This window comes from Bradyrhizobium sp. SZCCHNRI20481, from assembly GCF_032485055.1.
In the GTDB taxonomy this organism is placed as follows: domain Bacteria; phylum Pseudomonadota; class Alphaproteobacteria; order Rhizobiales; family Xanthobacteraceae; genus Bradyrhizobium.
The window spans coordinates 48,289-71,226 of sequence record NZ_JAUEUE010000006.1 but is presented as its reverse complement, the minus strand read 5'-3'; the positions used below and the strand labels follow the sequence as shown (position 1 = coordinate 71,226).

General features: G+C 65.4%; 20 protein-coding genes and 1 pseudogene. 16 read left to right on the top strand and 5 right to left on the bottom strand.

Annotated elements, in window-relative coordinates; genetic code table 11:
- Nucleotides 1-101: 101 nt before the first annotated feature.
- The 5 genes from QX132_RS11145 (at nt 102) to QX132_RS11125 (ending at nt 5,590) form a co-directional block, all read left to right on the top strand.
- Nucleotides 102-1,649 (top strand): ABC transporter substrate-binding protein, encoded by a 1,548-nt coding sequence (locus QX132_RS11145; RefSeq protein ID WP_316161161.1) that lies wholly within the window; start codon nt 102-104, stop codon nt 1,647-1,649.
- An 80-nt stretch (nt 1,650-1,729) separates the two neighbouring features.
- A complete protein-coding gene (locus QX132_RS11140) occupies nt 1,730-2,701 on the top strand; it encodes an ABC transporter permease (RefSeq protein WP_315735163.1) in 972 nt (323 codons plus the stop codon).
- Nucleotides 2,698-3,537, top strand: coding sequence for an ABC transporter permease (locus tag QX132_RS11135; protein ID WP_316161159.1), 840 nt, complete (start codon nt 2,698-2,700; stop codon nt 3,535-3,537). The genes QX132_RS11140 and QX132_RS11135 overlap by 4 nt, the downstream gene beginning before the upstream one ends.
- Nucleotides 3,538-3,541: 4 nt before the next feature.
- The gene (locus QX132_RS11130) at nt 3,542-5,152 is read left to right on the top strand and encodes an ABC transporter ATP-binding protein (protein WP_316161158.1); all 1,611 of its coding nucleotides are present in this window, start codon (nt 3,542-3,544) and stop codon (nt 5,150-5,152) included.
- Nucleotides 5,153-5,401: 249 nt separating this feature from the next.
- Entirely contained in the window at nt 5,402-5,590 is a 189-nt protein-coding gene (locus QX132_RS11125; protein WP_315735157.1) for a hypothetical protein, read from the top strand.
- 55 nt (nt 5,591-5,645) lie between these two features.
- Here the strand turns inward: QX132_RS11125 and rpsU are convergent, their stop codons facing one another.
- Nucleotides 5,646-5,969, bottom strand: a complete 324-nt coding sequence (rpsU, locus tag QX132_RS11120; RefSeq protein ID WP_315773200.1) for a 30S ribosomal protein S21 — start codon at nt 5,967-5,969, stop codon at nt 5,646-5,648.
- A 456-nt stretch (nt 5,970-6,425) separates the two neighbouring features.
- Between rpsU and QX132_RS11115 the strand changes: the two genes are divergently transcribed.
- From QX132_RS11115 to QX132_RS11105, 3 genes are all read left to right on the top strand, one after another.
- Nucleotides 6,426-6,632, top strand: a complete 207-nt coding sequence (locus QX132_RS11115; RefSeq protein ID WP_315735153.1) for a cold-shock protein — start codon at nt 6,426-6,428, stop codon at nt 6,630-6,632.
- A 127-nt stretch (nt 6,633-6,759) separates the two neighbouring features.
- Nucleotides 6,760-6,996 carry a transcriptional regulator gene (locus tag QX132_RS11110; protein ID WP_315735151.1) on the top strand — a complete coding sequence of 79 codons (237 nt, stop codon included), beginning with the start codon at nt 6,760-6,762 and terminating at the stop codon, nt 6,994-6,996.
- A 62-nt stretch (nt 6,997-7,058) separates the two neighbouring features.
- On the top strand, nt 7,059-7,403 hold the full coding sequence (locus QX132_RS11105; protein ID WP_315756922.1) for a hypothetical protein: 345 nt from the start codon (nt 7,059-7,061) through the stop codon (nt 7,401-7,403).
- A gap of 60 nt (nt 7,404-7,463) precedes the next feature.
- Here the strand turns inward: QX132_RS11105 and QX132_RS11100 are convergent, their stop codons facing one another.
- Entirely contained in the window at nt 7,464-8,726 is a 1,263-nt protein-coding gene (locus QX132_RS11100; RefSeq protein ID WP_316161157.1) for a DUF2235 domain-containing protein, read from the bottom strand.
- Between the two features lie 341 nt (nt 8,727-9,067).
- Nucleotides 9,068-9,376: a 50S ribosomal protein L28 gene (gene rpmB / locus QX132_RS11095; protein ID WP_315735146.1), complete on the bottom strand. Its 309-nt coding sequence runs from the start codon at nt 9,374-9,376 to the stop codon at nt 9,068-9,070.
- A 641-nt stretch (nt 9,377-10,017) separates the two neighbouring features.
- On the opposite strand from rpmB, the gene QX132_RS11090 reads away from it, so the two are divergent.
- The 5 genes and pseudogenes from QX132_RS11090 (at nt 10,018) to QX132_RS11070 (ending at nt 16,932) form a co-directional block, all read left to right on the top strand.
- Entirely contained in the window at nt 10,018-10,797 is a 780-nt protein-coding gene (locus QX132_RS11090; protein WP_315735736.1) for a DUF3108 domain-containing protein, read from the top strand.
- A 449-nt stretch (nt 10,798-11,246) separates the two neighbouring features.
- The gene (locus tag QX132_RS11085; protein ID WP_316161156.1) at nt 11,247-14,804 is read left to right on the top strand and encodes a helicase-related protein; all 3,558 of its coding nucleotides are present in this window, start codon (nt 11,247-11,249) and stop codon (nt 14,802-14,804) included.
- Nucleotides 14,805-14,865: 61 nt separating this feature from the next.
- A pseudogene (locus QX132_RS11080) lies at nt 14,866-15,132 on the top strand (RNA-binding S4 domain-containing protein); the annotation flags it as partial.
- Nucleotides 15,133-15,260: 128 nt separating this feature from the next.
- Nucleotides 15,261-15,599, top strand: coding sequence for a ferredoxin FdxA (gene fdxA, locus QX132_RS11075; RefSeq protein ID WP_315715248.1), 339 nt, complete (start codon nt 15,261-15,263; stop codon nt 15,597-15,599).
- Between the two features lie 502 nt (nt 15,600-16,101).
- A complete protein-coding gene (locus QX132_RS11070; protein WP_315715249.1) occupies nt 16,102-16,932 on the top strand; it encodes a CarD family transcriptional regulator in 831 nt (276 codons plus the stop codon).
- A gap of 401 nt (nt 16,933-17,333) precedes the next feature.
- On the opposite strand, the gene QX132_RS11065 is transcribed toward QX132_RS11070, so the two are convergent.
- Both QX132_RS11065 and QX132_RS11060 read right to left on the bottom strand, forming a co-directional pair.
- Entirely contained in the window at nt 17,334-18,800 is a 1,467-nt protein-coding gene (locus QX132_RS11065; protein WP_315735734.1) for a M48 family metalloprotease, read from the bottom strand.
- Nucleotides 18,801-18,848: 48 nt separating this feature from the next.
- A complete protein-coding gene (locus tag QX132_RS11060) occupies nt 18,849-19,625 on the bottom strand; it encodes a thermonuclease family protein (protein WP_409998073.1) in 777 nt (258 codons plus the stop codon).
- Between the two features lie 213 nt (nt 19,626-19,838).
- Here QX132_RS11060 and QX132_RS11055 point away from each other — a divergent pair, with 213 nt between their 5' ends.
- From QX132_RS11055 to QX132_RS11045, 3 genes are all read left to right on the top strand, one after another.
- Complete coding sequence (locus tag QX132_RS11055) at nt 19,839-21,023, top strand: ABC transporter substrate-binding protein (RefSeq protein WP_316161352.1); 1,185 nt, start codon at nt 19,839-19,841, stop codon at nt 21,021-21,023.
- A gap of 201 nt (nt 21,024-21,224) precedes the next feature.
- A complete protein-coding gene (locus QX132_RS11050; RefSeq protein WP_315775673.1) occupies nt 21,225-22,019 on the top strand; it encodes an enoyl-CoA hydratase in 795 nt (264 codons plus the stop codon).
- Nucleotides 22,020-22,150: 131 nt separating this feature from the next.
- Complete coding sequence (locus QX132_RS11045; protein ID WP_315775672.1) at nt 22,151-22,924, top strand: VOC family protein; 774 nt, start codon at nt 22,151-22,153, stop codon at nt 22,922-22,924.
- Nucleotides 22,925-22,938: the final 14 nt, after the last annotated feature.

Below are 22,938 nucleotides of genomic sequence, written 5' to 3'. Positions count from 1 at the left end.
TGCGCCCAGAGCAGGCATCACATCAGAAGCCGCATGGCGATATCGCGCACCTTGGCGCGCTTGATGCATCGCGGCCCGCAATGACATTTGGGAAGTTCATCATGTTGAAACGGGTGCTGCTGGGTGTAGTCATTGGCTGCGGACTGTCCGCGGCGCAAGCGGAGGAGCCGAAGGTCGGCGGCGTGGTCAATGCGGTGATTCAGCCCGAGCCGCCGGGCCTGATGCTCGCGATGGTCCAGAACGGCCCGACGCAGATGGTCGCCGGCAACATCTTCGAAGGCCTGCTGCGCTACAGCCCCAAGCTCGAACCGCTGCCCGGCCTCGCCGAGAGCTGGACCATCAGCCCGGACGCCAAGGTCTACACCTTCAAGCTCAAGAAGGGCGTGACCTGGCACGACGGCAAGCCGTTCACCTCGGCCGACGTGCTGTTCTCGATCGAGATGCTGAAGCAGACGCATGCGCGCGCCCGCAACAACCTCGTGATGGTCGAGAAAGTCGAGGCGCCGGATGATCTCACGGTGGTGTTCACGCTGAAGGAGCCGTTCGGTCCCTTCATCGGCATCTTCGAGGTCGGCTCGATGCCGATGGTGCCGAAGCACCTGTATGAGGGCACCGACTACAAGACCAATCCGAACAACAACGCGCCTGTCGGCACCGGCCCCTTCATGTTCAAGGAATGGCAGAAGGGCTCCTTCATCCGGATGGTGAAAAATCCGAACTACCATGAGAAGGGCAAGCCCTATCTCGACGAGGTCTACTGGCAGATCATTCCCGACGCCGCCGCGCGCGCGGTCGCCTTCGAGACCGGCAAGGTGGACGTGCTGCCGGGCGGCTCGATCGAGAATTTCGACGTGCCGCGCGTCTCCAAGCTGCCCGGCGCCTGCGTCACCGGCGCCGGCTGGGAGTTCTTCTCGCCGCTGGCCTGGATGTGGCTCAACAACCGCAATCCGATCCTGGCCAACAAGAAGGTGCGTCAGGCGATCATGTACGCCATCGACCGCGACTTCGCCAAGGACGTGATCTGGAACGGCCTCGGCAAGGTGGCCACCGGCCCGTCGGCGTCGACCATCAAGTTCTACAGCGACGACGTGCCGAAATATCCGTATGACCCGGCCAAGGCGAAGGCGCTGCTCAAGGAGGCCGGCTACAAGGGCGAGAAGATCCGCATGCTGCCGCTGGCCTATGGCGAGACCTGGCAGCGCTGGGGCGAGGCAGTGAAGCAGAACCTGCAGGATGTCGGCATGAACATCGAGACGATCGCGACTGACGTCCCGGGCGGCAACCAGAAGATCATGGAGTGGGACTACGACATCGCCTTCACCTATCTCTATCAGTACGGCGATCCCGCGCTCGGCGTCTCCCGCAACTACATCACCTCGGCGATCGCCAAGGGCCAGCTGTTCAACAACGTCGAGGGCTACTCCAACTCGGAGGTCGACAAGCTGTTCGCGGAGGGCGCCACGGCGCCGACCGACGCCAAGCGCAAGGAGGCCTATGACAAGGTGCAGAAGATATTGGCTGAGGACATACCCGTGGCCTGGCTGCTCGAGCTGCAGTTCCCGACCATCACCAAGTGCAAGGTGAAGAACCTCATCACCACCGGCATCGGCGTCAACGACGGCTTTCGCGATGCCTGGCTCGACAAATAGCGGTGCACTCCGGGGCGCGGCCATGATCCCCGCGCTCCGGTGTTTCGCTGTCTTGCCGAGCTGACCTCCACGGACCTTTCATGCTCTCCTTCATCGCCCAGCGCGTCGTGAAAGGCGTCATCGTCCTTCTCGCCATCATCGTGCTGAATTTCTTCCTGATCCGGCTGGCGCCGGGCGATCCGGCCGTCGTCATGGCCGGTGAAGCCGGCGCCTCCGACCAGATTTTCGTGGCGCAGTTGCGCGAAAAATTCGGCCTCGACCGTCCGCTGCCCGAACAGCTCCTCATCTACGTCAAGGGCATTGCCAGCCTCGACCTCGGCTTCTCGTTCCGCCAGCAGGCGCCGGTCGCCAGGCTGATCGCCGAGCGGCTGCCGGCGACGCTGCTGCTGACGCTCACCGCGTTCGCGATCTCGCTCGGTCTCGGCATCCTGTTCGGCGCCCTCGCCGCGCGCTTCGCCGGCACGATCCTCGATACTGCAATTACTGTGCTCGCGCTGATCTTCTACGCGACGCCGCTGTTCTGGATCGCCCTGATCGCGATCCTGCTGTTCTCGGTCTGGGTCGATTGGTTGCCGAGCTTCGGCTATGAAACGGTCGGTGCCGGCTATACGGGAGTCCGCCATGCGCTCGACGTCGCCGCACATCTCGCCATGCCGGCTGCCACGCTCGGCCTGTTCTTCATGGCGACCTACACCCGCATGACCCGCGCCTCGATGCTCGAGGTCAAGCGGCTCGACTTCGTCAAGACCGCGCGCGCCAAGGGCCTGCGCGATGGCGTCATCCTGCGCCGCCACGTGCTGCGCAACGCGCTGCTGCCGGTGGTGACCCTCGCCGGCGTTCACGCCGGCACCCTGGTTGGCGGCGCGGTGCTGACCGAGACGGTCTTCGCCTGGCCGGGCATCGGACGGCTGATGTACGACGCGCTGATCCAGCGCGACTACAACCTGCTGCTCGGCGTGTTCGTGGTCTCCTCCGCCATGGTGCTGATCTTCAATCTCGTCACCGATCTCGTCTACCGACTGGTCGATCCGCGCATCGAGTACGCCTCATGAGGCAGTTGTGGCGCACCATGCTGCGCAGCCCGAGCGGTATCATCGGGCTGATCATTCTCGCTCTGGCGATCGTGATCGCGGTCGCCGGGCCGTTGTACTTTCCCAACTCGCCGTGGCGCATGGTGCAACGGCCGTTCGTTCCGCCGTTCACGCTGTCGAAGGTCCCGCTCGGCACCGATGCGCTGGGACGCGACGTGCTCGCCGGCCTGATCTTCGGCGCCCGCGTCTCGTTGCTGGTCGGTCTCGTCTCGACACTCGTTGCGCTAATCGTCGGCGTGCCGCTCGGCGCCATCGCCGGCTATTTCGGCGGCCGCGTCGATGATGCGCTGATGCGCTTCACCGAGTTCTTCCAGACCATCCCGAGCTTCGCGCTCGCCATCGTGCTGGTCGCGATCCTGCAGCCGTCGATCTATTCGATTGTCGCCGCCATCGGCCTCGTTAGCTGGCCGCCGGTGGCGCGGCTGGTGCGTGGCGAGGTGCTGTCCTTGCGGACCCGCGAATATGTCCAGGCGGCCATCGTCACCGGACAGAGCAATGCCTGGATCATCTGGCGCGAGATCCTGCCCAACGCGCTGTCGCCGGTGATCGTGCTGGCCTCGCTGATGGTCGCGACCGCGATCCTCCTGGAATCCTCGCTGTCGTTCCTCGGCCTCGGCGATCCCAACCTGATCTCCTGGGGCTACATGGTCGGCGCCGGTCGCACCGTCATTCGTCAGGCGTGGTGGATCACGGTGTTTCCTGGCGTCGCGATCCTGCTGTCGGTGCTCGGCCTCAATCTGATCGGCGAGGGGCTGAACGATGCGCTCAACCCGCGCCTGTCGCGCGAGGGCAGGTGAGAAGATGGCCGATCCCGTCGTTGCCATCAGGAACCTCCGCATCGCCTTGCCGACGGGCGCAGAGCGCGCCCATGCGGTCGACGGCGTCTCGTTCGATCTCGCCGCCGGCAAAATCGTCTGCGTGGTCGGCGAATCCGGCTCGGGCAAGTCGATGTGCGCGCATGCGCTGCTCGGCCTGCTACCGGATACTGTCAGAGTCGAAAGCGGCGAGATCCGCTTCGAGGGACGCGACCTGCTTGCCGTCGATGCCGAAGGCTGGCGCGATCTGCGCGGCCGCCGCATCGCCATGGTGTTCCAGGAGCCGATGACCGCGCTCAATCCGCTAATGCGGATCGGCGAGCAACTGATGGAGGTGTTCGAAGCGCATGATCTGCTGAGCCCCCGGGAGCGCCGCGCCAAGGCGCTGGCGCTGGCGCGTGAGGTCGGGCTGCCAGATCCGGAGCGCATCATCCGCGCCTATCCTCATCAGCTCTCCGGCGGCCAGCGCCAGCGGGCGATGATCGCGATGGCACTCGCGCTCGAGCCGGCCGTGCTCGTCGCGGACGAGCCGACCACCGCGCTCGACGTCACGACCCAGGCGCAGATCCTCAAGCTGATCCGCAACCTGCAGGCCAGCCACAACATGGCGGTGATGTTCATCACCCATGATTTCGGCGTCGTCGCCGATATCGCCGACCAGGTCGTGGTGCTGCGCCATGGCAAGGTGGTGGAGGAGGGCACGGCCGCCGCCGTGCTCGGCCATCCGCAGCATGACTACACCAAGGCGCTGCTCGCCGCGGTGCCGTCGTTCGATCCGCCGCCACGGCAGTCACGCGAGGATGCGCCTCGGGCGGTGGAGGTGATCGGCCTCGACAAGACCTATGTGACGACGACCGGCTGGTTCCGTCCGAAGCGCGAGACGCGCGCGGCGCATGCGGTCAACTTCGCGATCCATCAGGGCGAGACGCTCGGACTCGTCGGCGAGTCCGGCTCAGGAAAGTCGTCCGTTGCGCGTCTGGTGATGCGGCTGATCGAGGCCGATCGCGGCACGGTGCGGATCGGCGATGTCGATCTCACGGCGCTGGACGGCCGCGCATTGCGCGCGCAGCGTCATCGCATCCAGATGATCTTCCAGGATCCGTTCGCCTCGCTCAACCCGCGCCGCAAGGTCGGCCGCATCATCGCCGACGGCATGGTCGCCCGCGGCACCGCGCTCGACGCAGCGCTGAAACGCGCGCAGGAATTGCTCGGCATGGTCGGGCTCGACGCCGGCGCCATCGGCCGCTACCCGCATGAATTCTCCGGCGGCCAGCGTCAGCGCATCGGCATTGCGCGCGCGCTCGCGCTCGATCCGGAGATCATCGTCGCGGATGAAGCGGTGTCGGCGCTCGACGTGTCCGTCCAGGCGCAGGTGCTGCGGCTGCTGGAAGATTTGAAGGCGCGCCTTGGTCTGTCGATGCTGTTCATCACGCATGACCTGCGGGTGGCCGCGCAGATCTGCGATCGGATCGCTGTCATGCAGAAGGGCGAGATCGTCGAGCTGAAGCCGACCGCGGCGCTGTTCGCCAATCCCGAACACGCCTATACGCGCGAGTTGCTCGCTGCCGTGCCCGGCCGCAAGCACGGGATGGCGTGATTGTGCGTAAGCCGTCGGCCGGTCGGAACGATGGAGCACCGGGTCGGGTTCAATTCCTTGCAACATCTTCGGCGTATTTGGATTATAATAGAAAGGGCCCCGATGAGGCCGCAGGGTGGTCGTCCAAGCCGGTCCGCGCCAAGACAGCGGGCTCCGTCTACCCGAGGCCGTCATTGAACCGTGCCCATGCTATGCCAGTCTCGACAGGATGTCGCAGCGGCGTTCACCATTCCAACGAGGACTGTCATCATGTCGGAGCGCAAGCCAACGGCCGCCGTGCGCGAGGCTCACAAGGCCTTCAAGCCGGCCGAGCCGCCGAGGAGCGACTATGAAAAGGCTCAGACCGCGTTCGATCAGAACCGCGAGCGACTGAAGGCCGAGCGCCTGGCGCGCGAAGCGGCCGACAACGCCGGTAAACAACCGAAAAAGCTGGCGTGAACGCCAGCCTCTTTCCGTCGGGTCCGTCGTTTTCGGCGGACATGCCGTCGTTCGCTCAGCTGCGCGGCGTTGCAGAGGTGAGTGAATCCCGCGGCCGATCACGATCGGGGCGCGTCGAGGTCGTGGAGGGCAGCACGCCCGGCCGCGACGCAGGTACCTTCTTGACCGGCGCAGGCAGCAAGCCTTCGCGGATGGCCAGCTTGCGCGCGACTTTGCGTTGGCGCCTGATTGCATCGGATTTCTCGCGCGTCTTGCGTTCCGATGGCTTCTCGTAGGATCTGCGGCGCTTCATCTCGCGGAATACGCCTTCGCGCTGCATCTTCCGCTTCAGGATGCGCAACGCCTTCTCGACGTCGTTGTCACGAACAAGAACCTGCAAAAGTGTCCTCCTTGTCTTCATCTCTATCGATGAAATTAGGTTGGCGAAGCCGATCGGCGCTGCGGCGGGGGAGCGGCGCGCTCAGCAGAGCGGCGTCAATGAAACGTGTTGCTCACAATGTGATGAGCACAATACGTGCGAGACACGATGATCCCCTTCGTCGGAAGGCGGGAGCACGAGTGTCTCTCAGCCATCGATGGCCAGGCCGTTACCGATGGTCCAGTGAAGATAAGGGCAATTTGCTGATATTGCCAGCGTGAGCCGACTCACGGTTCCGGCTCTCGGCAAACTATATTTGCCCCGTGGCCTTGTATTCCCCCAGAAAATCTCTACCTTGAGGTAGTTCGATTAGCCGCTGTGCCTTTCTGAATGTGCCTGTGGGCTATTTCCAAAAGTCATCGCTCAGTTGAATGAGGATCGCGTGATGGTCGCGCGATTAATGATTTGGAGATAGACATGCAGGGTACCGTCAAGTGGTTCAACGGCCAGAAGGGCTTTGGTTTCATTCAGCCGGAGGATGGCGGGAACGACGTGTTCGTTCACATCAGCGCGGTTGAACGCGCTGGTCTCGCTGGCTTGGCTGAAGGCCAGAAAGTCAGTTTTGAGGTCAAGACGGACAAGATGCGCGGTAAAACCAGCGCAGAAAATCTCGCGCTGGTCTGATCGTACTGATCTGACGTCTTGGGCCATTTCACGGATGTACTGAAATGGCTGGTTTGCCCGCTCGATCCTGTATTGAGCGGGCTTTCTGCGTCTCGACGGTAACCCGCATCTCCGGAAGGATCAGTCGATGGCCACCAAGAGGATGTCAGAACGCTCCCCCGAAAGCATTGCGCGGTCAGAGCGCCAGCGCGTCGCCGCCGAGGACGGGGCGAAGGCGCGCGCCGAATGGGACCAGCGCGCGATGGCGGTCCGCAAGAACATGGAGCGGCTGCGCGTGTTGCGGCTCGCCAAGGAAGCGGAAGCTGCGCAAGCGGGTCCTGTTGCTGCGCCTGCGCCGAAGCGGCGGAAGAAGGTCGCTCGCTAGGGCTGCTTCATCTCGCCTTCCGACGTCGGCTGCCCGGTGGAACTATCGGAACTTCAGATCCGTTGCTGGTGCTCGAACAAACGGGCGATCCATGCCTGATCATTACGCCTCAACCGCGTCCCGCGTACAGATCCGACCTTCGTACCGAGGAGGCTGACGTGGCCAAGTTGACAGCTACAGACGTTCGCATTGCAAAGGACGAGACGCAGCGTGGAGGCCAGACGATCGCATTTGCGCTTGCAATCGGCGCCACGCGGCAGGTCTGTCATCTCGAGACCTGCTTCGGCACACGCAATCAGGCGTTCGCTTATCTGCAGCGAAACCGCACGGCGTTCGAGCAGATGGCGCGCGAGCAGTTCGCCCGTGGCGAGGTGACCGACGGCGTCATCCATCTGCGCATGATCTGAGGCGATCCGCCACGCGCGAGCCTCCGAAGACGCTGCTCGACCCGCAACGCGCTGTTGCTGCTACTCCGCCTTCTGTTTGACCGGAAGCGGTACGCGCTCATAGGACGCGGGCAGATTGACGGGCCGGTAGTCCTGCGATTCCGCGATCCGCATCAGCACGCTCTCGTGGATGAACGCGCCCTCGGGAATGAAGCGCGGCTCGCAATTCGGAATGTAGAATCCGAAACGCGCCTTGCGCTCCGGCCACTCCTTGTACGTCGCGCTCTTCGGCAGCCATTCGAGCAGCCGCCAGGCCGGCCTCATCGAATCGTGCAGGGGGCCCTGGATGCTCGGCGCCACATAGGAGAACGGGCTGTTCTTGCGCTGCACGCCCCAGGCGAGCTGGTTCACCGTGCGCGGATTGACCGCCAGCCCCGCCTCGACCGCCTCGTCGATCATCCACAGCAGCGGATACTTCGAGACCGCCGACTGCGCCTCGGGATAACCGCCGCCGACGTCGCAATGTACGCCGGCGAACCACACCTGCTTGGCGTCCTGCGGTCCCGCATGCGCCTTGTTGAAGCGGTTCGGCGTGAAGGTCTGCGGCATGTTCCACGGCTTCAGCCGGAACATGCAGCGCCGTTCGTCGATCGCAGCGGCCTGCCGGAAAATCTTCACGCTCGGGTTCTCGATCGAGAAGGCGAGCTCCTCGAGGCTGGGGAGGGCGAGGAACCGGTCGGTGCGCGGCACGATGACGCTGGCCACCGTGTCCCACACGCCGACGAAATGGATCGTTGGCCAGCGTGTCGAGGTGATGCGCGCGAATTGCGCGGCCTGGTCGTCGCGGCTCTCGGGAATCGGCCCGTCGTCCTCGGTGCTCTCGACCTCGGTGGTGATGCCGCGTCCGGCCTTCGGATTGTCGGAGGAGTACTTCTTGTAGGCGATCACGCCCGAGCCGGCGAGATTGATCTGATCGGGCGAGATCAGCCCGACCTTGTGGATCAGTCCGGCAAGCACGCGCACGGTGTAGGCGCCGCGTGAGAAGCCGAACAGGAAGATGCGGTCGCCTTGCTGGTAATGCGTGGCGAGGAAGCAGTAGGCCCTGATGATGTTGTCGTCGAGGCCGTACCCGGTGGCGAGCCCCAGCACCATGTTGAAATTGGCCCTGAAGCGATGCCAGCTGTCCGGCTGTGTCAGGGTGCCGACGCCGGGATCGTAGAACACGGCCTGGAGTGGCGTCGTCTTGTCGGTCTTGCGCAGACAGCGATAGAGCTTGAGCACGTTCGAGATGTTTTCGCTGATCTCGTTGCCGGTGCCGTCGCAGCAGATGACAATATTCTTCATGACAAAGGAATGTCCGCGATAATGCTACCGCAACGAGTGTAGAGCATCGGGCTGGTGTTGGGGAGGTCGGTTCCTATGGCACTTCGTCTGGGTCGCTGTTGCGCGCCGCGCGACGGACATAGCGAAGTGATCGAATGGCGCCGCCGTACGAACGGATGGTCACTCGACGTGTCCGGTCGCCCCGCGCCGGCTGCCGTGTCCAGAGTTGTCGGCTGGTCACGGCATCCGCAAGCAAAACGGCCGGATCTCTCGATCCGGCCGTTTCGATATCTCGCTTCGCTCGAAGCCCCGCCTGTGACGCGTCCGGCTTCTGCATCAATCGTGGATTTCGGCTTGCTCTCTCAGCTCGCCTTGGCGACCGGGGCAGCGTCCGCCGCTTTCTTCTCGATGGCGCGCTTCAGCTCCAGCGCGCGCGGCGACAGCGCCGCAGCGTTAGCCTTGAGCAGATAGGCGTCGAGGCCGCCATTGTGGTCGACGCTCTTGAGCGCGTTGGTCGAGACGCGCAGGCGCACGTTGCGGCCGAGTACATCCGAGATGAAGGTCACGTTGCACAGGTTCGGCAGGAAGCGCCGCTTGGTCTTGATGTTGGAGTGGCTGACCTTGTGGCCAACCTGGGGGCCCTTGGCCGTCAGTTCACAGCGCCGCGACATGGCAGTAAATCCTCTCTCATCCCCGCACCCTTCCGTCCGCCTGTGTCGGCGGGCCGCGGGGGTCCAAAACTCGTCCAGCTCGTCTCTGGGAGATGCGGTCCTATAGGGGGGATGCGGCTTTTCGTCAAGGTTTTGAGGGATGGGGCCGGTGGCACCTTAGCCACGCGCCGAATCGCAGGGCTGCCTCGCTTCACGGCGGCGGTATTTGCGCCCGCGGCAGGGCGTCCGGCCATAGGCGTCCGCGTGGCCGTTTTTCTCTGAAAGACGTCGTACAATCAACATCATAGCCGATCGCCGGAGACCACATAAAGGGCGCATTCGGGCGTGATGAGTGGACGTTCGCGCGATGGCGCGTCAAACCGGCCCGTCGAGCCCGGCGGATTGCAGGGGCTCACGGGGAGTTGGGCCGCCCGATGCGGCTTCGCCGGAAGCGGAGCCGGACGTAAAGCGCTGGACAATCGGCCAGGATGTGACCGGTTCGCGTTGTTCAGGAGCGTTTTTGGCGTAAGTAACAGCAGTGGCGCGGCACAGGGGCCGGGGCCCGACAAGCGGATCGGCAGGACCATTTCGACGTGACCAACAGCACGGCCTTCTTCCGTTTCCGGCGCCTGGCGGTGGCCGGCTCCATCGCGGCGCTCCTGCTGCTGGCCCCCCACGGCGCCTGGGCACAGGCCCGGCTGGACGCCCAATATGAGGCTTCGCTGGCTGGCATCCCCGTCGGCAAGGGCACCTGGGCGGTCGAAATCGGGGATGATCAGTACGGCGCCGCAGCTCAGGGCGGCACCGCGGGCCTGCTCAAGAGCTTCTCCCAAGGATCGGGCACCGGGTCGGTGCAGGGGCGCGTCGTCAACGGCGCCCTGGTCGGGCAGAGCTACCAGGCCTCGACCACCACGGGAAAGAAGTCCGAGCAGATCCGCATCAATCTGCAGAACGGCACCGTGAAGGATTTCGCCATCGAGCCGACGCCGCCGGTCGATCCCGACCGCATCCCGGTAACGGATGCCCACAAGCGCGGCGTGCTCGATCCGATGACGGCCTCGCTGGTGCGGGTGCCGGGCAATGGCGAGCTGCTGTCGCCGGACTCGTGCCGCGGCGCTGCGCCCGTGTTCGACGGCCGCATGCGCTACGAGCTCAAGCTCGACTACAAGCGCATGGAGAACGTCAAGGCGGACAAAGGCTATCGTGGCCCGGCGCTGGTCTGCGCGGTCTACTTCACGCCGGTTGCGGGTTACATCCCGGACCGGCCGGTGATCAAATATCTCGCCCAGGCCCGCAACATGGAGATATTCTTCGTGCCGCTCGCGGGCACGCGCATCCTGGTGCCGTTCCGGGTCGTGATTCCGACCTCTTTCGGCAAGGCGATGCTCGAGGCGACCTCCTTCATCACCCAGGCTTCGCCGCACGTCGCGAAAACGCAGTAGCGCGCGGCGGAATCCTCGTTGTCCGGCCGGCGCCGTCATTGCGAGGCCGTCCGGAAAGCCAGCATGTGTGATCCGGCGCGCGGCCTGAACGACGGCTCGCGTGAATCCGTTTGACTCTTCGCCGATTCTGATTCGACTCGGGCGTGCTCGAAAACAGCGCCAGTTCCCTCGCGAAAGCGTTGCTTGTCGAGACCGTGAAAACTTGATCTAGTGCTGCCTTGATCGCGTGGCGCGAGATGTTGCGGTGAACGAAGCCGGAAAGGCGCTGGAGTCAGCGATTCGGGCGTGATTCGTTCTCAAGGCGTTCCGAAGCTTAAGCTGCGTCCCTATATGCGTAGCAATGTGACACAGGTGTGAGGATCGCAGCCTCTCAGAACGACGATAATTCCAGCATCCATCGCGCCTGACCCGCGCGCCTGCAACGCCGGCCTCGAGACCCAATTTAACGAATGGCTTTTTCGTCTTCTTCGGCAGCCTCGCCTTTCGAGCGCGCGTCCGACCGTGCTCCCGGAAGCGGCGTCACCGCCGTGCTCGGCCCCACCAACACCGGCAAGACGCATCTGGCGATCGAGCGCATGCTCGCGCATTCCTCCGGCATCATCGGACTGCCGCTGCGGCTGCTCGCGCGCGAGGTCTACAACAAGATCGCCGATCGCGTCGGCAGCGAGGCCGTTGCGCTGATCACCGGCGAGGAGAAGATCAAGCCGAAGAACCCGCGCTACTGGGTGTCGACCGTCGAGGCGATGCCCAGGGATCTCGACGTGTCGTTCCTCGCGGTCGACGAGATCCAGATCGCCGCCGATCTCGAGCGCGGCCACGTCTTCACCGACCGCATCCTCAACCGGCGGGGCCGCGACGAGACGCTGCTGCTCGGGGCTGCGACGATGCGCCCCATCATCGAGCGGCTGCTGCCGGGCGTATCGACCGTGACGCGGCCGCGGCTGTCGCAGCTCGAATTCGCCGGCGACCGCAAGATCACGCGACAGCCGCGCCGGACTGCCATCGTGGCCTTCTCGGCCGACGAGGTCTACGCCATCGCCGAGCTGATCCGCCGCCAGCATGGCGGCGCCGCTGTGGTCCTGGGATCGCTGTCGCCGCGAACCCGCAACGCACAGGTGGCGATGTTCCAGAACGGCGACGTCGACTATCTCGTCGCCACCGACGCGATCGGCATGGGGCTCAACCTCGACGTCGACCACGTCGCCTTTGCGTCCGACCGCAAATATGACGGCTATCAGTTCCGCCGGCTCACGCCGTCGGAGTTTGCCCAGATCGCGGGCCGTGCCGGACGGGCGACGCGCAACGGCACGTTCGGCACCACCGGGCGTTGTGCGCCGTTCGAGCCCGAGCTGGTCAATGCGCTCCAGAACCACACCTTCGATACCGTGAAGGTGCTGCAATGGCGGAACTCCAGGCTTGATTTCGCGTCCTTGAGCGCGCTTCAGGTCTCATTGGCGATCGCGCCGGGGCATGAGGCGCTGACGCGCGCGCCGATCGCGGAGGATCTGCGCGTGCTCGATCATGCCGCGCGCGACGCCGAGGTGCGCGACATGGCGCATGGCGCGGCCGCGGTCGAGCGTCTCTGGGAGACCTGCCAGATCCCCGATTATCGCAGGCTGTCGCCGGCCGCCCATGCGGAGCTGGTGACCACCGTGTTCGGCTTCCTGATGCAGAAGGGGCGTATTCCGGACGCCTGGTACGCCGCACAGGTCGATCAGGCCGACCGCGTCGATGGGGACATCGACACGCTGTCGGGGCGGATTGCACAGATTCGTACCTGGACCTTCGTGGCCAACCGGCCAGACTGGCTGCGCGACCCTGATTATTGGCAGGGGATTACCCGCGAGCTCGAAAATAAATTGTCAGACGCCCTTCATGAACGGCTCACGGAGCGTTTCGTTGATCGTCGTACCAGTGTATTGATGCGGCGCCTGCGGGAGAACAGTGTTTTGAATACGGAAATCGGCAAGACCGGCGAAGTGATCGTTGAAGGGCACGCGATCGGCCGTCTGGATGGATTCACCTTCGCGCCCGACGCCGCCGAAGCCGGCTCGGAGGCCAAGGCCTTGCAGGCTGCTGCCCAGAAGGCGCTGGCCGGCGAGATCGAGGCGCGCGCCGAGAAGCTGTCCAGCGCGCCCGACGAGCACATCGTGCTCACCGCCGACGGCACGGTGCGCTGGACCGGCGACGCGGTCGCGAAGCTGGTCGCGGCCGACGACGCGCTGCATCCGCGCCTGCGCATCATCGCCGACGAGCGGCTGACGGGTGCTGCGCGCGACAAGGTGCAGGCGCGGCTCGATCTCTGGCTGAAGACGCATATCGAGAAGCTGCTCGGCCCGCTGTTCGAATTGTCCAAGGCCGAGGACATCACCGGTATCGGCCGCGGCATCGCGTTCCAACTGGTGGAGGCGCTCGGCGTCATCGAGCGCGCCAAGATCGCGGCCGAGATGAAGGATCTCGACCAGCCGTCGCGCGCCACGTTGCGCAAATATGGCGTGCGCTTCGGCGCCTATCACATCTACGTCCCGGCGCTGCTCAAGCCGGCGGCGCGCGCGCTCGCTGCGCTGCTGTGGGCCGAGAAGCAGGGCAATGTCGACATGTCCGCGCTGACCGGCGCGCAGCATCTGGCGAGCTCGGGCCGGACCTCGTTCCCGGTCGACAAGGCGCTGCCGCGCGATGCCTATCGCGTGCTCGGCTACAAGCAGGCGGGCGAGCGCGCGGTGCGCGTCGACATCCTGGAGCGGCTGGCCGACCTGATTCGTCCCGCCCTGGCCTGGCGCGACAATGCACCGGGCGAAAAGCCCGCCGGCGCCTTCGACGGCCGCGGCTTCGTAGTGACGCAGGCGATGACCTCGCTCACCGGTTCGGCCGGCGAGGACTTCGCCTCGATCCTGCGCGCGCTTGGCTATCGCATGGAGAAGCGTCCGCCCCTGCCGCCCAAGCCGGCTGAGAAGCCCGTCGAGGCTGCTGCTGCCGAGGCCGCTGCTGTGGAGACCGCCCCGGCTGAGCCGGCAGAAGCGCAGGCCGTGCCGGGCGAGGACCTCGCGCTTGTCGCCGGCGAGCCGGCCGACGAGCAGGTTCCTACCGTCGCGGAGGCCGCCGTCGCTCCGGTGACCGAGCAGACCGTCGCCGTGCCCGCGGCGGTCGGCGAGGAGCAGGCGGAAACCGCGTCGGTGTCGGCCCTGGCATCGCTGCCGACCGTCGATTTCGTCACGCCGGATGCGGCGGACGAGGCGTCCGTGGCCGAGACGGCTGCCGAAAGCGTCGTCGCCGAGGCGGAAACCGCCGTTGCTGCGGATGCGCCGCAGCCAGAAGCCGCTGAGGCCGTCGCGCACGAGGCAGCAAGCATCGGCGATGCTTCGGCTGAAGCTGCCGGGACTGAAGCTGCTGCTGGATCTACCGCCACCGCGGCTTCTCCCGCCGAGGCCGCGGCTGCCGCCGAGCCCGTCCTGGTCGAGGTCTGGCGGCCGGGCGGGCGCTCGGAGGAGCGCAGGCCGCGCCACGACCATCATCATCGCGGCCGGCCCAACCGTCCGCAGCACGAGCGCGGGCAGGGTGCCGGCGGCGGGCAGGCGCCTGCCGGGACGGCTCCGGCCGAGGGCGGCGAGGCGCGCGAGCGCCATCACCGCGGCCAGGGCCGACGCGACCGGATGAAGGAGTTCGGCAAGGACTTCCGCAAGGGCCCGCCGGAGGCTGGTGCGGCTCCAGCCGAGGGTGCATCAGCGCCGGCGCGTGAGGAGCGCGGGCCGCGCCGCGACCATGACGCCAAGGGGCGCGACCAGAACCGCGATCGCAACAAGGGCGGCAAGTTCGGTGGTGAGGGACGCGGCGGCCGCGACTTCGGCAAGGGCGGTCGCGACAAGCGCGACAGCGGTCCGGCGCTGCGGCCCTACGCCTCGAGTGGCGGCGGAGGCCGGGATCGCGACCGTCCGGTCGATCCCAACTCGCCGTTTGCCAAGCTTGCCGCGCTCAAGGAGCAGCTCGCGGCGAACAACCGCAAGGATTGAGCGGCAAGATCGGTTGGCTAGATAGGTTGGAAGGACAACGCCGACGTCCGACACCCCGTCAGAGCGCCAGCGCCTCGACAAATGGCTGTGGCATGCGCGGCTGGTGAAGGCGCGCACCAGCGCCGCCGCGCTGGTGTCGTCGGGCCATGTCCGGATCAATGGCGTGCGCGAGACGTCGCCCGGCCATGGGGTGAAGACCGGTGACGTGCTGACCATCGCGCTCGACCGCAGCGTGCGCGTGCTCAAGGTGACCGGCTTTGCCGAGCGCCGCGGCGATGCCGCCTCCGTGCGCGGACTGTACGATGATCTGGATGGCGGACGATCCTGATCGATTGCGCCAGATCGATTGCGCCAGCGCAATATCCGGTTCAGTTCTTCGCCCCGCTTCACTTGCGGCACAACACGTCCTGCGCTAGTCCAAGCCAGCCGAATTGTCGATCCGTTCCGGAGCCTTGGATGACTTACGTCGTCACCGAAAACTGTATCAAGTGCAAATACACCGATTGCGTTGAGGTCTGCCCGGTAGACTGCTTCTACGAGGGTGACAACATGCTGGTCATTCATCCGGACGAATGCATCGATTGCGGCGTGTGCGAGCCGGAATGTCCGGCCGACGCGATCAAGCCGGATACCGAGCCGGGGCTGGAGAAGTGGCTGGGCGTGAACGCCGAATATGCCAAGTCCTGGCCCAACATCACCCAGAAGAAGGACCCGCCGGCCGACGCCAAGGAGCACGACGGCGAGGATGGAAAGTTCCAGAAATATTTTTCGTCGAAGCCCGGCGCCGGAGACTGACGGTCGTCTCGCTACCTGCGCGTTCACCAGCGCGCCCCGGCCTGCGGGGCGCCGTCGCGCCGATCGAAATCGTTACGCGGAAACAATGGCCTAGAACACCTCTTGCGGCGAGCGGGACGCGCTGCACGAGCTGTTCTATTCCGGCACGCTTCACTTAACCCTAACTTCGTGGATCCGTCACAATACCGCCCCTGCGGCCTCTAAATCATTGATTTTTGCGGCAAATGTGCTATATATAGCACATTCTCAGAGCCGAACCCGGCCATGCGTAACCTTTTTTGGCCGCCCTTTTAGGTTCCCGCAACATCAAACAGGGGCGTGGCAGTTCCGCGCGCAGGCTGTGTCACAGAAAACGCGTAAAAAGAGTGCTTCCAAGAGTACAAAAAAAGCCGCCGCGGCCAGCCGCAGCGTTTCCAAGGGCCGTGCCCGGACTCCTGTAAAGGAGATTCGGGCTGCCGCGAAGGCCTCGGCTGCCAAGTCCACTAAGAACAAAAGAAGCGCAATGCCTGAAAAGACTGCCAAGACTGCCGCGAAAGCATCCGCCGCGAAGACCACTCTTGCAAAGGACTCTGTTGCCAAGGCTGCGCCTGCCAAGGCCGCCGCTGCGCCCAAGGCTGCCACCAAGACCGCCGTTCCCGCCGCTGCTGCCCCTGTTGCCAAGCCCGCTGTCGCCGCCAAGCCGGCTGCTCCCGCCGCGGCCGCGCCGCGCGTCGAGGAAAAGAAGCTGCCGACCCAGCGCCAGGGCTTCAAGACCAACGAATTCGTCGTCTATCCGGCTCACGGCGTCGGCCAGATCCTGGCCATCGAGGAGCAGGAGATCGCGGGCGCCAAGCTCGAGCTGTTCGTCATCAACTTCATCAAGGACAAGATGACGCTGCGCGTGCCGACCGCCAAGGTCGCCAATGTCGGCATGCGCAAGCTGTCCGACCCGGCGCTGGTGAAGAAGGCGCTCGAGACCCTGAAGGGCCGCGCCCGCGTCAAGCGCACCATGTGGTCGCGTCGCGCCCAGGAATACGAAGCGAAGATCAATTCGGGCGACATCGTCGCGATCGCGGAGGTCGTGCGCGATCTCTACCGTTCGGAGTCGCAGCCCGAGCAGTCCTACAGCGAACGCCAGCTCTACGAAGCGGCGCTCGACCGTCTGTCGCGCGAGATCGCCGTCGTGCAGCACTCGACCGAGACCGAGGCCGTCAAGGAGATCGAGACGCAGCTCGCCAAGAGCCCGCGCCGCGGTGCCAAGACGGAAGCCGATGCGGTCGCCGAAGGTGATGCCGACGCCGAGGGCGATGATATCGACGGCGACGACACCGCCGTGGCCGACGAGGCCGCCTGATCGACCGTTCGCGCGTTTTCCAATTAGTTGCTTACGAAAGCCCGGCCGAAAGGTCGGGCTTTTTGTTTGGGATGCACGTCGACGGCACCGCTTCATGGCCATGGTGTAGACGTGCTCGCCGTTCGCGAGTTGGCGATGGACTGCGTGCGAAGGTGGGGCGCTGGTCGCACTTGCTCCGCTGTCGTCCCGGCGAACGCCGGGACCCATAATCCCGGGCGCTTGCAAGGACGCGCGCTGGAGCTCCAGCGCTCAAGCCATTTGCACTTGTGGTTATGGATCCCGGGTCGGCGCCCGGCAACGCTGTCGCGTTGCCGGTCTTGCCCGGGACGACAGTTGTGGTGTGGCCGTCCTGGCATGGCATCAACCCGCCGGGGCAAGCGGGGAATCCGTCCCTCAGCCCGTCACTCCACCACGATCTTGACGCGGTCGCGGACCTTGACCTGGGCGCGGGCGTCGAGGCCGTTGAGAACGCGGAAGCGCTCGACCGGACGGTCGACGCCGGTCATGCGGTGCGCGAGCGACTCGACCGTGTCGCCCGGCTGCACGGTGATCACCTTGATGCGCAGCGGCCGCGCCGACTGGATCTCCTCCAGGCTGAGCCGGCGGAACGAGTTCACCGTCTCCCGCGCATTGCGCTCGCTCTCGGTGGTCTTCTGGCGAGAGGCGAAGATGAAGCGGTAGACGTCGCTGCCGACGCGCAGCGCGTAGACCTTGAACTGCCAGGGATCGCCGCTCGCCGAGGTCGAGGCCGCCGGGAAGCCGTTGATCGTCAGCTCCTCGGTCGCCGACTTGTCGACGTTCTCCATCCAGCCGGAATTCAGATAGTCGCCGAGCGTCTGCTGCGCCGGCACGCGCACCACGTCGAAGCGCATCGCCTGGGCGCCGCCTTCGCGCACGCCGATCACCGCCTGCGCGGTGTTGTCGAGCGTGAAGTTCTCCGGCGCCTGGAAGGTGAAGCCGAGCTTCGGATGCAGGAAGCGCCGCCCACGCACGAAGCCCTCGCTCGGGTCCTCGCCATAGACGATGTTGTCGACCGCAGCCAAGTAGGTCTCGCGGTCATGCTCCCTGGCCTCGGGGGAGACGTATTGCTTGGCGATGGCGGCAGCGTTCTGCACCCGCTCCGGCGTCGCCGGATGCGACGACAGGAAGTCCTGCGCGCGCGGGTCGATCGCCACCTTGCCGGCCTTCAGCTCGGCGTTGCGCTCCATCGAGCTCAGGAAGCGCGCCGCGCCGTAGGGATCGAACTTCGCCTTGGCGGAGATGCCGACGCCGATGCCGTCGGCCTCGAACTCCTGGGTGCGAGAGAAGCTCGCCATCGTCAGCTTGGTCTTGGCGAGCGCCAGCGCCGTCAGGTCCGGATCGTTGCCCATGTCGGAGACGACGCGGGTCACCACTGCGGCTTGCCGCGCCTGGTCCTCGCGAATCGCAGCATGGCGCGCCAGCACATGCGCCATCTCGTGGCTCAGCACCGACGACAATTCGGAGGTGTCGTTGGCGAGCGCGATCAGGCCGCGCGTCACGTAGAGCTGTCCGGTCGGCAGCGCGAAGGCGTTGACCGCACCGGAGTTCAGGATCGTGACCTTGTAGCCCTGGTCGGGCCGATCGGACACGGCCACCAGCCGGTCGACGATCTTGCCGATCAGGCCCTCGAGCTGGGGATCCTCATAGGCGCCGCCATAAGTTGCGAGAATGCGCTCGTGCTCGCGATCGCTGGCCGGCGTCGTCTGCACCATCGCCGGCTTCGGCCGCGGCGTCGGCATCGGCGCCGTCGCCTGCTGCAACTTGCCCATGTCGCTGCAACCGGACAACGCCAGTCCCAGGCACAGCAACGCCGGTGCGATCCACGAACCGCAGTTCATCACCGTCATGCGCTTTCGAACAGACAGGCTCACGTCGCTACTCACGTACCTCAGCGGTCAATTCCCGCTCAAAATCTCGATCTGGGCGATCTGCGTCAGTTCCAGTCTCGGACCCGCATGCGCTTCGATCCAACCGCGCACGCGAATCTGTCGATTCGCAAGTGATTTGACGTCGATGCCGGCACCTTCCAATACCGCCATCATACGCTTTGGAATAGTCACCGCGAAGCCCCGTGTCCAGCTACGAGCGAAGTTCAGATAAGTTGTTGTCCCCGTCTGTCGTACGGACAACACCTTCCCTTCGACAACCGTAAATTGCCCTACGCGAGACAAAATATCGTCTGGACTTTCCGTGTTTTTTATGACGGTCCCAATCTTCCAGAGGCCGCGTCCGGCGCTGCGTGCCTCCGCTTCCGCCGCACCCAGGCTGAGGGCGCAATCCCGGTCCGGCAGGTCGATCCCGCGCAGCACGGCGCCCTGTCGGAGCAGCTCGCTCTGCACCGGCTGGTCCGCACCGGCCACGAAGGCGAAGGCGCGCTGCCGGCCGTAGCGGTCCGGAGTGTCGTCCTCGCCGCGCAGCACGACGTCGCGGCCGCGCAGCAGCACGCCCAGCGCATCGATCGCTGCCGCGCGCTGCTCGTCCGGCGGCGCCTCGATGCCGGCGAGCCTGACCTCTCGGCCGTCGTCGAGACGGAAGCTGCGCGCATCGATGATCTCGCTGACGTGTCCTTCGCCGAGCTCGGCGAACATGCACGGCGAGGCGTGACTCGCCGACATCATCGCGATGATCGCGACGCTCGCACCGAGCGCAATCGGCCTCCATCTGCTCTGCATTCTGCGCACTCTCGCCATGTTGCATCATCGCACGAAATTTCCATTCCACTGAGCGGAAAGCAGCAGCAGCGGTGCCTTTGCTGAGCGCTTGCCGCCTGCGACTACGTACGCCATGATGCGAACTATCAAAGAGGCCGTCGCCATGTAGCGACGCGCCCGGCAGGGAGGATATCTATGACCAGAACCATCCGCGGCGCGGCGGCGTCGCTGTTCATGCTGGCGTCGGCGCTGACGTTGTCCGCAGGCGTGGCGCATGCGCAGAGCAAGCCGCCGCTGAAGATCGGCGGCATTCTCGACATGTCGAGCCTCTACGCCGACATCACCGGTCCCGGCAGCGAGACCGCGGCGAAGATGGCGGTGGAGGATTTCGGCGGCGAGGTGCTGGGCCGCAAGATCGAGGTGATCGCGGCCGACCATCTCAACAAGGCTGATCTCGCCGCCAACATCGCGCGCGACATGCTCGACAACCAGGGCGTCGAGATGATCTGGGATGTCGCAGCCTCCGCCACCGCGCTGGCCGCCGGCGAGATCGCCAAGGCGCGCAACAAGATCATCATCTTCAACGGTCCCGGCTCTGTCAGGCTGTCCAACGAGGCCTGCGGCCCGTACACCGTGCACTACGTGTTCGACACCTTCGCGCAGGCCAATGTCACGGGATTGGCGGCGGTGAAGTCCGGCCTCGACAGCTGGTTCTTCCTGACCGCGGATTACGCCTTCGGCCAGGATCTGGAGAAGGACACCACCGCCGTGGTGGTGAAGTCGGGCGGCAAGGTGCTCGGCAGCGTGCGTCATCCGCTCAATACGTCGGACTTCTCCTCCTTCCTGCTCCAGGCCCAGGCCTCCAAGGCCAAGGTGATCGGCCTCGCCAATGCCGGCGGCGATACCATCAACGCGATCAAGCAGGCGGCGGAGTTCGGCCTCAGCAAAGGCGGCCAGAAGCTGTCGCCGCTGCTCGCCTTCGTCTCCGACATCGACAGCGTCGGGCTCGAGACGGCGCAGGGGCTTCTGGTCGCGGAAGCGTTCTATTGGGATCTCAACGACGACACCCGCGCCTTCACCAAACGCTTCATGGAGCGCACCAGGCGCGTGCCGACCTCGGCCCAGGCGGGGGTCTATTCCTCCGTCACGCACTATCTGAAAGCCGTGAAGACGGCCGGGACGACCGATGCGGACGCCGTCATGAAGGTGATGCGGGCCACGCCCATCAACGACATGTTCGCCAAGGGCGGCCGCATCCGCGAGGATGGACGCATGGTGCATGACATGTACCTGTTCGAGGTCAAGAAGCCCTCGGAATCGAAGGGGAAGTCCGACGACTACAAGCTGCTCGCGACCGTGTCGGGCGACGAGGCATTCCAGCCGATCGAGGCGTCGCGCTGCCCGCTTGTGAAGAAGTGACGGCCGGGGCCGCGGCATTCCGGGGCGCGCCTGAGCAAGGCGCAAACTCTGCCACGACATCCGTCGTTCCGGGGCAACGCGCAGCGTTGAACCCGGAACCTCGATGTGAGTCCATCAGCTCGGGATTCCGGGTTCGACGCCGACGCGTCGCCCCGGAATGACGGGAGACATGACACCGGGAAACAACAAGGAGCGCCGGCCATGACCACCAACACGACAGTTCTGCAGCATCTCGACTCCGGCCTGCTCACGATCACGATGAACCGTCCGGAGCGACGCAACGCGCTCAATAGCGACATGACCAAGGGCCTGGTCGAGGCGGCGCATCGTGCGGCCAATGATCCGGAGGTCCGTGCGGTGCTGCTCAAGGGCGCCGGCGGCACGTTCTGCGTCGGCGGCGACGTCAAGGCGATGGCCGAAGCCAAGACCGCGCCCTCGTTCGAGACCAAGGTGACGACCTTGCGCGAGCGCATGGAGGTGTCGCGGCTGCTGCACCAGATGCAGAAGCCGGTCGTGGCGCAGATCGACGGTGCGGCTGCCGGCGCCGGCCTGTCGATCGCGCTGGCCTGCGATCTGCGGGTGGCCGGCGAGTCGGCCAAGATCACGACGGCCTTCGCCAAGGTCGGGCTGTCGGGCGATTTCGGCGGCACCTATTTCCTCACGCAATTGCTCGGCAGCGCCAAGGCGCGGGAGCTGTATCTGACCTCGCCGGTCCTGACGGCGCAGGAGGCGCTCACCCTGGGCATGGTCACCAAGGTCGTGCCCGACGCCGAGGTCGAAGCCGCCACGCGCGCGTTGGCGCTGTCGCTGGCGCAGGGGCCGAGCGTGACGCTCGGCTACATCAAGCGCAACATCAACAATGCCGAGACGATGACGCTGGAGGCCTGCTTCGACGCCGAGGCGATGCACCACTCACGCTGCAGCGACACAGAGGATCACAAGGAGGCGGCGAAAGCCTTCGTCGAGAAGCGCGCGCCGGTGTTTCAGGGTCGGTAGCTCCGCGTTCTCCGTCATTGCGAGCGAAGCGACGCAATCCAGGGTCATGGCCTGAGCTCTGGATTGCGTCGCGTCGCTCGCAATGACGCCGCGGGCCTGTGTGAACACGTGATTCCTCAAAGAGGGCTGCGATGGCTTACCTCCACCTCCGTCAGATCTGCCTGGTCGCGCCCCGGCTCGAGCCGGTGGTCTCGGACATCGCCGCGATCATGGGGCTGGAGGTCTGCTATCGCGATCCGCATGTCGCCAAATACGGGCTGGAGAATGCGCTGCTGCCGGTCGGGCCGATCCTGCTCGAGGTGATTGCGCCGACCCGCGATGACACCGCGGCGGGACGCTTCCTCGACAAGACCGGCGGCCGCGGCGGCTACATGGCGATCTTTTCCTGCGATGATCCCGATGGCCGCGCCGCCCGCGCCAACGAGATGGGTGTGCGGACCGCCAACGTGATCGATCATCCGCCCTATCACGGCGTGCAACTGCATCCGCGTGACTGCCGCGCCGCCTTCATCGAGCTCAATCACACCGAGGGCAGCGACGATGTGCTTGGCGCCTATCCGCCCGCCGGGCCGGATTGGACGCGCGCAATCCGCAGCGACGTGACGACGGCGATGACCGAGGTGGTGCTGCGGAGCCCCGAGCCGACCTCGCTCGCCGCGCATTGGGGGCGGATTCTCGACGTGGTGCCGGCGGCCGGCAGCGATGGTGTTGAGCAGTTGTACTTGCCGAACGCCCGTATCCGTGTCGAACCCGGCGAGCGCGAACTCATGAGCGGCCTGACGTTCCGCGTCGCCGATGCTGCACGTGTGACCGACGCCGCGCGCGCCCGTGGCTATGCGGTTTCAGGCGGTTGTTTCACGATTGGCGGCGTTGCCTTCGCGTTGCAGGGGGCGGTCGCCAGTTAGTTGCTCGTCATGCC